The following is a 9,857-nucleotide window of genomic DNA, read 5'->3' as shown; positions in this document are numbered from 1 at the left end:
GAGCCGGATCGACCTCGCCAACGACCGCGACCGTCGCCGGGCCCAGCAGGGGCGGGCGGTGATGGAAAGAGAGCGGCGGGAGGGGCAGGCATGAGCCAGCATCGCCATATCGGCCTCGAGCGCCTAGACGGCTACGACGTCGGTCGCGATCCTCGCGGGCTTTCCACCGACGACCTGGAGCGGCTCGGCCACGCCCGTGTCTCTCCGCTGCGCGCCCTGCGGCTGAAATGCCTCGATTGCTGCAATGGCTCGACCCGGGAGGTGCGGCTCTGCACGGCCGTGGATTGCCCGAACTGGCCGTTCCGCATGGGGAAAAACCCGTGGCGCAGAGCTCTCACCGACGAAGAACGCGCGGAGCGCCAGGCACGGTTCGTCGCCAAGAGCCCAGCAGCGCCGTCGGAAGCCCAGAATTCTGGGGGCGAAGTCGGCCCTTCACATCTCGACAGGGTGAGAGGCCCGGACACGCCGTCTTTGGATTTTCCCGCCAGCGTGCTGGGCGAAAACACGGGAGGTGCGTCATGAAGACCATGCGCTGGCACCCTCCGGGCTATGGCGGCGAGCGGCGCGATCCGGATCGCGTCAAACGCGACGGCTGGCGCGATCAGGGCGTTCTGGCCATCTCCATCGACGACGACCGGCTGACCTGGCCCGAGCGCGAGCTCGTCCGCCAACTGGGCGAGCGTCTCTACGGCAAGCGACCGGAGGACATGCGCCATGGGTGAATGGACCACGGCACGGGTGCAGGACCGGCTGGAAAGCGCGGCGGACGTGTTCGCGCAGCTGCCCGCTGTGAAGCCCACCGGATACTTCAACGCCTGGCCCGAGTACTTCCTCGGCTTCGCGGATCAGGTGGGCCAGGAGCCCGAGATGCGCAGGCCTCGGCCCGGCCCGCGTCAGATCACCGAGGCCGAGGCGGCGATGCTCTGGCTGCGGTGGCTGGAGCGCGACGACGCCCGCATCGTCTGGCTGCGCGCAAAACCGCACGCCCTGGAAGCCCATCTGCTGGGAGTTGGGCATCAGCCGCGCCACGGCGAACCGGCGCTGGCAGTATGGGATCGCCGTAATCGTGTGGCGGTTGAACGGGCGGCAGGTGCCGCGGAAGAGGTCCATGGCGTTCGTGGTGAGGCGGACGGGGTGAACCGGACCTCAGCTGCGGAACGACTCAATGGCCGTTGTTCGGACCTTCCGGCCTATCGCGGCATGTGCTCGTTTTCCGCTGCCGCCCCGAGGGCTTTCGGCAGTACGGGCGGTGGACCGGGCATTCGCTGCAACGCGTACGCACGGCGACGATAGGCGATGTGCCAATAATGCGAAACTGCAAACAAAGGTCGTTCATTGCATCGCAGACGGCCCACTGCCAACACTTGCGACGCGGATGGCCGGTTTAGGCTTCCTCGATTGCGTCGCCATGTCGAAGACATGAAAATACCCGAGCGTGCCGCCGGCCTCCCAGGGGCTCCTTTCCCGATTAGCTGATGCTGGTGTGCGGAGTCCGTCCGTTATGGGCACGAATATGACATCATGGCGAGGGGGCCAGCGCCTAGCCAAGCATTCGGACGGGGTTTACGCGTCGAAGCCGATCTTCGTGGGATGGACTTCGAAGGAGATATGCATGTCGGCGCCGATGATGCCCGGGCGCATGTGGCGGTAGAGCGCGCGCCAGTAAGGCTGGATCGTCACGGCCTCTTCGAGCATGATCTCTTCGAGGCGACGGGCATGCTCCCGACGCTGATCTGCATCCGCGACCGAAAGCGCTGCATCGAGAACCCGGTCGAATTCCTCGCTCGAGAATCCGGTCTCGTTCCACGGCACGCCGGATCGGTAGGCGAGGTTGAGTATCTGCACGGCAAGGGGTCGATGGTTCCAGTTCGTGGACGAGAAGGGATACTGGAGCCAGTTGTTCCAGAATGTGCTGCCGGGAGCGACGACACGCCGCACCGGAATGCCGGCATCCCTGAGTTGCGCAGCCACGGCATCGGATGAGTTCCGGCGCCAGTCATCGTCGATCGAGACCAGTTCGTGCTCGAAATCGGCCATGCCGGCTTCCTCGAGAAGGGCCCTCGCGCCGTCGGGATCGTGAGGAATGTTCGGGATTTCGGCGTATTCCGGGTGGATCGGCGCGACGTGATGGTTCTCGGCCGGCGCGCCAAGCCCGGAGTAACCGAGTTCCAGCACGAGCTCGTTGTCGGTCGCCATGATCAGGGCGCGGCGGACCCGCGGGTCGGCATAGGGGCGGATCCCGTCCACTTCGGCCAGTTGATTGAAGCGCACCGTGAGCGTCGCGCTGGTCACGACGTCCGACTTCTCCCAGCCGATGGTGTCGAACACCTCGATGAATTCGCCCGTCGTTTCGTAGAGGATGTCGAGTTCTCCGGCCTCTGCGGCGGCCAACCAAGAAGCCGGATCTGTCCCGTAGTCCAGGAACTCGATCCGGTCGAGATACGGGCCGCCATGGACCTCCGTGCCCCACCAGCTTTCGCGGCGCTCGAACACCGCGCGCTGGCCCACCTCCAGTTCGGCCAAGGTATAGGCCCCGGTCCCGACGATGGCGGCTGGGTCGCCCGGATCGAAGGTCGGGTGCGGAACGGCCGCGGGATAATCCGCCATGCTGGGGATGATCGTGATGTCCGGCCGGGGAAGGTATAGGCGTACGGTGAGATCGTCGACGACCTCGACGCTGCCCTCGATCAAGGCGCCAGTCGCCTCGTCCACCAGCACGCTCAGGCGCGAGGCCATGGTGTTGCCCTCCACCTCGCTGTCGCACCAGTATTCGAAGGTGCGGGCGACATCCGAGGCGGTGAAGGCCTCGCCGTTGGACCATGTCACGCCGGGTCGCACGCGGAGGACGTATTCGGTGGCGTCCTCGTTGACCTCCCACGCCTCCAGCAGCATCGGCGTGAAGGTGCCGTCGTTGTTGTACTGCACCATGTAGTCCAGAGGGCCACGCAGCAGGTTGCCGATCTCCGACCAGTCCGCAGTCCGGGGATCCTTGATCGCGCGGACGCTCATCTGCATGCGCAGGGTGCCGCCCTGCGCGGGGATGGCTTGCTGTGCCACTGCCGGGGCATTCAGGCCGAGCAGAGCGTAGGCGGCGGGCGCGGCAACCCCCAGTGCCGTCGCACGGGTGAGGAATTCGCGCCGGCTCAGCGTGCCATCGGCGACCTCGCGAGCGAGGGCGGGGGCAGCGGGGTGAATATGTGTCATGACGGCATCTCCGAATTGGTTGATCGCGGGATTGCGGCGGCCCGGTTTTGGCTGCTCTTGTCGTTCAGGGCAGAGCGGGAATGGGCGTGTGGGAGAAGGCGCTGGACATCGCGGCGTCGCGGCCGCCCATCCTTGCAAGCCTTCGGTCCTGGTCGGCGTGGGCGGCGGCATCGACTTGGTCCGGATCGCATATCTCGCGCAGACGGCGCAGGCCTTCGGCGCGGATAGGAGAGAAGTCCGGATTGGCGCCGAGATCGACACGTTCTCCGGGATCCGTCCTCAGATCGAAGAGTTGCGGGCGTTCGGACGTGTAGTGGACGTATTTCCAGCGGTCCCAGCGGATCATGAATGCCCCGGTGGTCGAGCCGCCGTCGTGATATTCGGAAAACCCCGTCCGGTTCGGATCGTCCGGGGCAGCCGCCAAATCCCGCAGATCCGCCCCGGGCAGAGTGGTGGCCTTCTGACCGAAAGCCGGAAGCGCCGTCGTCGCGATGTCGAGAAGACTTGCCGTCGTTGCGCAGCGCCCAGCGACAACGCCAGGCCCGGCCGCGATCATGGGAATGCCGACCGAGCCCTCCAGCATTACCGACTTTCCCCAGAAGCCATGGTCGCCCAGCATTTCGCCGTGATCGGAGACATAGATCACCAGCGTGTCCTCCGCCTGGCCGGAAGCCTCCAGCGCCGCGAGCACGCGTCCCATGCAATCGTCCATGAAGGCTACCAGCGCCATGTAGTTCCGGCGCGCCTCGGCCATCAGCCGGTCGTCGAAATATGGGTCGTGGTCATAAAAGTCGCGGATCCGGCGCAATTCGGGATGGGCCGGGCGATCGCGGGCAGCCACCGGGGGCGGGATGAGGTCCGGGTCGATACGCGCGCGCCAGTCTGCCGGTGCGACCAGCGGGTAATGCGGCGTCACGAGGCTGACCATTGCCGCCCAGGGTCGTTTGGTGCGTTCGGTCGAAGCAATCCATTCGACTGCCGCATCGCTCACCGAGCGGTCGTAGCGAGTCGTTTCGGTTTCGCTAGTGGCGACCTCCAGCGCCAACTCATGGGCCGCCGCGAAGGTCGCCGTGCCGTCACGGACGAGGCTGACGGTCCAGCCTTCGCCCGCCACGTGCAGCGGGGCGATCTCCTCAACCGCCCCGTGATCGGACCCGGCCTTGTAATGCAGCTTGCCAAAGGTCGCCGTATGGATTCCTGCGTCGCGCAGGGCATGCATCCAGCCGCGGGGCTGCCCCGTCCAGGGCGCGGCGCTGTCCCAGTGCCCGGTGCAATGCGTCGGCAACCCGGACGCGAAGGCGGCGCGCGCTGGCACGCAGATGGGCGCGGGTGTGTACGCGTTCTCGAACACCGTTCCGCGCGCGGCGAGCCGGTCGAGCGCGGGCGTCGGTGCTGCGGGATGCCCCATGAAGCCGGTGGCGTCGCGCCGATGTTCGTCCGACATGAGTATCAGAAGATTCCGGGGGTGATCCGTCATGCCGCGTACTCCGCGCCCTCGGCATCCAGCACTTGGCGGATCGCGGCGAGGTGGCGGGCGGCGAAACCCGGATAAGCCTCCCACTGGCGGGCTGTCTTCTCGGCGATCTCAGCGCTGGCAATATTCAGCGCGCGCCCCGTGGCAAGGGCGAGCAGGTAGGTGTCGGCAGCCTTCTCGAAATAGTAGAGGTCGTCCAGGCACTGTGCGACGCTGTCGCCAACGACAAGCACGCCGTGCTGCGCCATCAACAGGATGCGGCGCGAACCGAGCGCGCCGGCAAGCCGCTCCGCCTCGTCGCCCAGGCCCATGCCGTCGAAGCCCATGTCGATGGCGACGCGCCCGAAGAACCGCATCGCGTTCTGGTCGATGGGCGGGAGAGTAGGATCGGCAAGGCACGACAACGCCGTCCCCGCCCGCGAGTGAAGATGCATAACGCAGCGCGCCTGCGGCACATGCCGATGCATCGCCCCGTGGATAGCCCAGGCCGTGGGATCAATATTGTCGCCGACCGCACCCGTATCGCAGTCTGACGCCAGCCGCGCGAGATCCGAGGCCCGAATGACGGACCAGTGCACGCCGTAGGGGTTCAGCAGGAAGGTTCCGTCGCCCATGTCGTGGCTCACATGGTTCGCGATGCCCTCGTTCATTCCCAGCCGGTCAAACCATCTCAGCGCCGCGGCCAGCTCGGCGCGAATGGTCTTCTCGTCGTGATGGACGTCCTTCATTGCAGACCTCCGTCTTTCATGACCCGAGACTACGGGCTGGACGCCGGCCGCAGAAGCGATCATTCTTTGGCAGTAGCCATAACGGATGGAATTGCATGAGTGTCCTCAACTGGTTGCGGTCGTTCGAGGCGGCGGCGCGCCATTGCAACATCACCCTCGCGGCCGAGGAACTGGGGCTCAGCCAGGCGGCGGTTTCCAAGCAGATTCAGGCGCTGGAACAGCGGCTGGGCACGACACTTCTGATACGCGAAGCGCGCGGCGTGCGCGCCACCTCGGAAGGACTGGAGCTTCAGACCGGCGTTGCGCAGGGCCTCCAGCGCATCGACGCGGCCTTGGACCGGCTGGAGCAGCCCAAGGGCTCGGAACTCCTGGTGTTGAGCAACGCGAGCTTCGCCCTGCACTGGCTGATGCCTCGACTCCATGCCTTCACAACTGCCCACTCGGATCTGCGCCTCAACCTCCGCACGGCGCTCTGGTCGCGCGACACGCTCGGCATCGACGCTGATGTCGAGATCTTCTTCGCACCTGCCGGACAGCAGGATGCAGAGATCCTGGGCAACGGCGCCCTCATCGGAGTCGCGCATCCGGAAGCGGCGGGCGGCGTCGTCCGTGTTGCCGGCTATCGACGCAGCTTCGATGCCCTGAGAGGCGAAACCGTCGCGGAGGTAGACACCTTCCATTCGGCCTTGCAGCTTGCACGCAGCCTCAAGGCGCGCACGATCTGCCCGAGCTTCCTGGCTAGGGACGATGTGGAAAGTCACGGCCTACAAGTGTTCCAGATCGGCGAGGCGGACACACACTGCTACTGGTGCCGCACCCGCAGCGGCACGGGTCGCGTGTTCGCCGGCTGGCTAAAGCGCATGATCGCGTCGTAGAGTATTCCTCAAGCCGGATTCTCCGTCGCGCGAAACCCCACTCGGTCCGATTGAAGCCCGGCGCGAAAAGCGACACCCGTTGCGCGCCTGCCCCTCCTCGAGCACCCGCCGCACCAGCTCGGCTCGACTGTGCGGCGTCAGACGGGCATTCTTGCGAACGTTCATTTGGTCCCTCCAGCGGTCAGCTAAAACGTCAGCACCTTCAGCTTTCCCGGACGGGACCAAATGGACAACCTAATGAAAGCTCACAGCTAGCGCAAACGTCCGCTTCTGCGTCGCGCATCGGATTCTCGGAAGTTTTCGCGCGTGAGCGTGTCAACAACTGTCAGCCGCTGAGACAATTTCCGGCGAGACACCGGACGGCGAGACGGATCGGCCCGCTGACGCTATCCATGGCGATATACTTGGGGTCGTGCGCTTGGACGAACCGACGCTCATCCCGAGTTGGACACCGGGCTTGGCTTCCGGGGTCCAGCCGGGGTCCAGGCCGCCAAGTCATTGTTTTACGGTTCCTTTTCTGGCCGAAACGTATGCTGGCGGGCTTGGCGCGGTATTTCGCCAGCGACAGGGCCGGATTTTTGGGAAGCCACCGGAGTCCAGCGTCCAACCGCGACGTCACGAAACCCTCGTGAAATCCAACATCTGACGGGCCGCTCAGGGTGGATACCCCGCGGATGCCGGAGTCCAGCCGGAAGCCGGTGGACCCCGCCACGCCGGAGTCCACCCGGCCACTGCCGATTCACCATCGACAGGAACCTGCATGACCCTCGCCTTCGCCCCCGAGCGGATCGAGACCTGGCCGCTTGCGCGCCTGCAGCCCTACGCGCAGAACGCGAAGGTGCACGGGGCCGACCAGGTCGCGAAGATCGCCGCTAGCATGGCCGAGTTCGGCTGGACCGTGCCGTGCCTCGTCGGAGAGGACGGAGAGCTGATCGCGGGCCACGGGCGCGTGCTCGCGGCGACGCAGCTCGGGCTGACCGAGGCGCCGGTGATCGTGCTGGGGCATCTGACCGAAGCGCAACGCCGGGCGTATCGGATTGCAGACAACAAGCTGACGGAACTCGGCAGCTGGGACGAGGCGCTGCTGTCGGCAGAACTGCAGGACCTGCTCGCGGACGATTACGATCTGTCGCTGGTCGGGTTTTCCGACGGCGAACTGGACGAGCTTTTGGCGTTCGATCCGGACGGGGGCGGTGAAGAAGAGCGAGGCGCCGAGGGCTCGGTGCCTCCGGTGACCATCCCCGAGCCGCCGCGCAATCCGGCCTCGCGCACGGGCGATCTGTGGATCCTCGGCGACCACCGGCTGCTCTGCGGGGACTCGACCAGCCACAACGACGTGCGCCGCCTGATGAACGGCGAGCGGGCGGTGCTGTTCGCGACCGATCCGCCGTATCTCGTCGACTACGACGGCTCGAACCACCCGACGCGTAACAAGGACTGGTCGCAGTCCTATGGTGTGACCTGGGACGACAGCTCGCAGGGCGCGGAGCTCTACGACGGCTTCATAGCCGCGGCCGTGGCCGAGGCGATCACCGAGGACGCTGCCTGGTACTGCTGGCACGCCTCCCGCCGCCAGGCGATGCTCGAGGCCTGCTGGGAGAAGGCGGGGGCCTTCGTCCATCAACAGATCATCTGGGTGAAGGATCGCGGCGTCCTGACCCGGTCGCACTACCTCTGGAAGCACGAGCCCTGCTTCATGGGCTGGCGGCGTCCGAACCGCCCGCCGAAGGTCGCGGAGCAAACGCTGCCTTCGACGTGGGAAATGCCATCCTTCGCAAAGGATGAACGCCCCGATCACCCGACGCCGAAACCGCTCGACGCCTTCGGCATTCCGATGCGCCAGCACGTCGCCCGCGGCGGCCTCTGCTACGAGCCCTTCTCGGGGTCCGGCTCGCAGATCATGGCAGGCGAAGCGAACGGCCGCCGCGTTTTCGCGATGGAGATCAGCCCGGCATATGTCGATGTCGCCATTGAACGCTGGCAAGGGGAGACCGGCCGCGAGGCGATCCTCGACGATGACGGCCGGAGCTTCGCCGCGATCAAAGCGTGCCGACTGGAGGGCGGACAACAAGACACTCAGCATCAAGGACACTGAGATCGGTTGCCCAGCCTGTACGAAGCATCATTGCGCCAAGCAAATTCAGGCACTCGGGTTCACAGATAGCGCTCTCCAAAGGCGTCCGTCCGTCCGACATGTGCAAAAGATGCATTGCGGCAAGCTCAGCGTCTTCCACGTGGCGGGCATCGTGCGATTTCTTCTGGTTTGTCACGAACGCCTCGAAAAAAAGAACACCCGCCGGTGCGGAGAAGAAGTTACGATAATCCATAGTGGCAATGCATGTCGGCGATGCCGAGCGAAGAGCGCGCAAGATGTACGGCACGACAACAGTGGCAATCACCAGCACAGTGCTTCCCGCACTTGCTGAATAGGGTCGATTGACACCGCCGACACACTCACCCGAACGCGCTTTCGTGAGGTCACCGGCAGCGCTGCGCATTGGGACATACATCGGGGCTTCGAAGCCGAGAGCCACCGGGCCCCGCGAAATACGGTCCGAGATCTGATCGATCGCCTCATCAAGGTCTGTCCCTGAAGCGGGGTTGGAGCCGACAATTGCCCAACCAAGGTTCTTGCCCGGCTTTCCGATGTCAATCACAGCAACATGCATAGCCTCTCCAATGTCTCGTGCCGAGTGTAGTACTGAGCCAGTAAACACCAGAAGCCAGTCGCGAACCATGTCGCTGGTCGAGGCGGTTGCGAACGTGGCGGTTGGCTACGGCGTTGCCGTCGCAACGCAGATCCTGATCTTCCCGGTCTTCGGGCTGCACACGACGCTGGCGCAGAACCTGAAGATGGGCGCGGTGTTCACGGTGGTGAGCATCGCGCGCTCCTTCGCCCTGCGGCGGCTGTTCGAGGCGATCCGGGTGCGCGGGGCACGATGACATGCCGCCGCCCCATGCGGGACGGCGGCATCGGGTTCGTCGTGGTGTGCGGCGTCAGTTGTCGGCTATCATGTACGCCCGGCCGCGCCCCTCGATCTTCTCGGAGGTGATCGTCAGGCCCAGCTTCTTCTTGAGCGCGCCGGACATGGCACCTCTCACGGTGTGAGCTTGCCATCCCGTTTCGGCGACGATCTCGTCGATGGTCGCGCCGCCGTCGGCGCGGAGCATGTCGATCAACTTCGCCTGCTTGGTGCCCGTGCGCGGTGTGCGCGCCTTGGGCGCGGGGTCGGACGCGGCCGGAGCGTCCTTCGGGGCCTCCGCGGTCGGCGCCTCGTTGGCGCTCGTGGGCGCGCTGTCGCCGCCTTCCGGCTCGACCCCAATGGCGGCGAGACCCGCGTCGGTGATGTGCAGGAGGATGGCACGGCCGTCCTCGCCGTTGCGCCAGATGCGGTTGAGCGCGGCATCGGCCTTGGTCTGGCTGTCGGTCGTGGTCTCGGCGATCAGCCCGCGCTTCAGCAGCGCGCCGACCACCTTGGCGGCGGCGCCGCCGCGGAGCGAGCCGGGAAGCGGTAGGACGTTGCGGTCCTCGCGCTGCGCGGCGGCGCTGAGGATCACGAGCTGGGTGTCGGAAAG

General features: G+C 65.8%; 11 protein-coding genes. 6 read left to right on the top strand and 5 right to left on the bottom strand.

All coding sequences use genetic code 11. From position 1 onward, the window contains the following. The first annotated feature begins 90 nt into the window (after nt 1–90). From DRV85_RS19430 to DRV85_RS15955, 3 genes are read left to right on the top strand one after another with little or no spacing between them, the layout of a single operon-like run. Nucleotides 91–522, top strand: coding sequence for a hypothetical protein (locus DRV85_RS19430; protein ID WP_199526011.1), 432 nt, complete (start codon nt 91–93; stop codon nt 520–522). Continuing rightward, nucleotides 519–722 (top strand): hypothetical protein, encoded by a 204-nt coding sequence (locus tag DRV85_RS15960; RefSeq protein ID WP_476705477.1) that lies wholly within the window; start codon nt 519–521, stop codon nt 720–722. The genes DRV85_RS19430 and DRV85_RS15960 overlap by 4 nt, the downstream gene beginning before the upstream one ends. Beyond that, on the top strand, nt 715–1,293 hold the full coding sequence (locus DRV85_RS15955) for a DUF6362 family protein (RefSeq protein WP_233495555.1): 579 nt from the start codon (nt 715–717) through the stop codon (nt 1,291–1,293). Before DRV85_RS15960 ends, DRV85_RS15955 begins: the two co-directional genes overlap by 8 nt. 270 nt (nt 1,294–1,563) lie before the next feature. On the opposite strand, the gene DRV85_RS15950 is transcribed toward DRV85_RS15955, so the two are convergent. The 3 genes from DRV85_RS15950 to DRV85_RS15940 form a co-directional block, all read right to left on the bottom strand. Continuing rightward, nucleotides 1,564–3,204 carry an ABC transporter substrate-binding protein gene (locus DRV85_RS15950; RefSeq protein ID WP_113290479.1) on the bottom strand — a complete coding sequence of 547 codons (1,641 nt, stop codon included), beginning with the start codon at nt 3,202–3,204 and terminating at the stop codon, nt 1,564–1,566. Nucleotides 3,205–3,268: 64 nt separating this feature from the next. Continuing rightward, nucleotides 3,269–4,681, bottom strand: a complete 1,413-nt coding sequence (locus tag DRV85_RS15945) for a sulfatase family protein (RefSeq protein ID WP_113290478.1) — start codon at nt 4,679–4,681, stop codon at nt 3,269–3,271. Next, the gene (locus DRV85_RS15940; RefSeq protein WP_113290477.1) at nt 4,678–5,406 is read right to left on the bottom strand and encodes a class II aldolase/adducin family protein; all 729 of its coding nucleotides are present in this window, start codon (nt 5,404–5,406) and stop codon (nt 4,678–4,680) included. The genes DRV85_RS15945 and DRV85_RS15940 overlap by 4 nt, the downstream gene beginning before the upstream one ends. A 95-nt stretch (nt 5,407–5,501) precedes the next feature. Between DRV85_RS15940 and DRV85_RS15935 the strand changes: the two genes are divergently transcribed. Both DRV85_RS15935 and DRV85_RS15930 read left to right on the top strand, forming a co-directional pair. Beyond that, nucleotides 5,502–6,281, top strand: a complete 780-nt coding sequence (locus DRV85_RS15935; protein WP_113290476.1) for a LysR family transcriptional regulator — start codon at nt 5,502–5,504, stop codon at nt 6,279–6,281. A gap of 760 nt (nt 6,282–7,041) precedes the next feature. Next, on the top strand, nt 7,042–8,376 hold the full coding sequence (locus tag DRV85_RS15930; RefSeq protein WP_113290475.1) for a site-specific DNA-methyltransferase: 1,335 nt from the start codon (nt 7,042–7,044) through the stop codon (nt 8,374–8,376). Here the strand turns inward: DRV85_RS15930 and DRV85_RS19060 are convergent. Next, nucleotides 8,321–9,019 (bottom strand): hypothetical protein, encoded by a 699-nt coding sequence (locus DRV85_RS19060; RefSeq protein WP_233495554.1) that lies wholly within the window; start codon nt 9,017–9,019, stop codon nt 8,321–8,323. The genes DRV85_RS15930 and DRV85_RS19060 overlap by 56 nt on opposite strands. Here DRV85_RS19060 and DRV85_RS15925 point away from each other — a divergent pair. Beyond that, the gene (locus tag DRV85_RS15925; protein ID WP_113290474.1) at nt 9,018–9,224 is read left to right on the top strand and encodes a DUF7220 family protein; all 207 of its coding nucleotides are present in this window, start codon (nt 9,018–9,020) and stop codon (nt 9,222–9,224) included. The genes DRV85_RS19060 and DRV85_RS15925 overlap by 2 nt on opposite strands. Before the next feature lie 54 nt (nt 9,225–9,278). On the opposite strand, the gene DRV85_RS15920 is transcribed toward DRV85_RS15925, so the two are convergent. Further along, on the bottom strand, nt 9,279–9,857 hold a 579-nt coding region (locus DRV85_RS15920; RefSeq protein ID WP_113290473.1), incomplete at its 5' end, for a DUF3489 domain-containing protein.

Origin of the sequence: Rhodosalinus halophilus, assembly GCF_003298775.1 — a bacterium.
Classification (GTDB): domain Bacteria; phylum Pseudomonadota; class Alphaproteobacteria; order Rhodobacterales; family Rhodobacteraceae; genus Rhodosalinus; species Rhodosalinus halophilus.
The sequence above is the reverse complement of the archived record's forward strand: the minus strand, read 5'-3'. Positions and strand labels throughout refer to the sequence as shown.

What these genes read in the sequence shown, in the direction of transcription:
- DRV85_RS15925 (WP_113290474.1), top strand. Translation starts at nt 9,018, where the DNA reads ATGTCGCTGGTCGAGGCGGTTGCGAACGTGGCGGTTGGCTACGGCGTT.
- DRV85_RS15940 (WP_113290477.1), bottom strand. Translation starts at nt 5,406, where the DNA reads ATGAAGGACGTCCATCACGACGAGAAGACCATTCGCGCCGAGCTGGCC.
- DRV85_RS15930 (WP_113290475.1), top strand. Translation starts at nt 7,042, where the DNA reads ATGACCCTCGCCTTCGCCCCCGAGCGGATCGAGACCTGGCCGCTTGCG.
- DRV85_RS15945 (WP_113290478.1), bottom strand. Translation starts at nt 4,681, where the DNA reads ATGACGGATCACCCCCGGAATCTTCTGATACTCATGTCGGACGAACAT.
- DRV85_RS19430 (WP_199526011.1), top strand. Translation starts at nt 91, where the DNA reads ATGAGCCAGCATCGCCATATCGGCCTCGAGCGCCTAGACGGCTACGAC.
- DRV85_RS19060 (WP_233495554.1), bottom strand. Translation starts at nt 9,019, where the DNA reads ATGGTTCGCGACTGGCTTCTGGTGTTTACTGGCTCAGTACTACACTCG.
- DRV85_RS15960 (WP_476705477.1), top strand. Translation starts at nt 519, where the DNA reads ATGAAGACCATGCGCTGGCACCCTCCGGGCTATGGCGGCGAGCGGCGC.
- DRV85_RS15955 (WP_233495555.1), top strand. Translation starts at nt 715, where the DNA reads ATGGGTGAATGGACCACGGCACGGGTGCAGGACCGGCTGGAAAGCGCG.
- DRV85_RS15950 (WP_113290479.1), bottom strand. Translation starts at nt 3,204, where the DNA reads ATGACACATATTCACCCCGCTGCCCCCGCCCTCGCTCGCGAGGTCGCC.
- DRV85_RS15935 (WP_113290476.1), top strand. Translation starts at nt 5,502, where the DNA reads ATGAGTGTCCTCAACTGGTTGCGGTCGTTCGAGGCGGCGGCGCGCCAT.